This is a genomic window from Mordavella massiliensis (genome assembly GCF_016901695.1).
GTDB classification, from domain to species: Bacteria; Bacillota; Clostridia; order Lachnospirales; family Lachnospiraceae; genus Claveliimonas; species Claveliimonas massiliensis_A.
Genome location: NZ_JACJKS010000079.1, coordinates 1 through 381, shown reverse-complemented (window position 1 = coordinate 381; position 381 = coordinate 1). Strand labels below are relative to the sequence as shown.

At 46.2% G+C, this 381-nt stretch carries 1 rRNA gene; it reads left to right on the top strand.

The features are described from left to right. Positions 1-279: 279 nt before the first annotated feature. Positions 280-381 (top strand): 23S ribosomal RNA (locus H6A20_RS13190); the annotation flags it as partial.

The window sequence follows — 381 nt, the reverse complement described above, 5'->3', positions numbered from 1 at the left end:
GTTGGGAGAGCGCCTGCCTTGCAAGCAGGAGGTCACGAGTTCGAATCTCGTATTCTCCATTGGATAAGCAGGAGACTGGTTATCCGCAATGTACCTTGAAAACCGCATACGAGAAATTGATGAAATATCAAGACATCCGAGGTAATTGTTATAAACAGGAAACTGTAATAATGATTACAGCACTTTGAAGAAAACAAAGTAAAAAATTGACCTGAACCAACGCATGCAACGCTATGCATGTGTGGAAGGAGTCCCGTTCCCGCGGGAGGCCTTCACGTTGGTTATGCATGAAAGAGCGCAGGGTGGATGCCTTGGCACTAAGAGCCGATGAAAGACGTGATAAGCTGCGAAAAGCTTCGGGGAGGAGCAAATATCCATTGA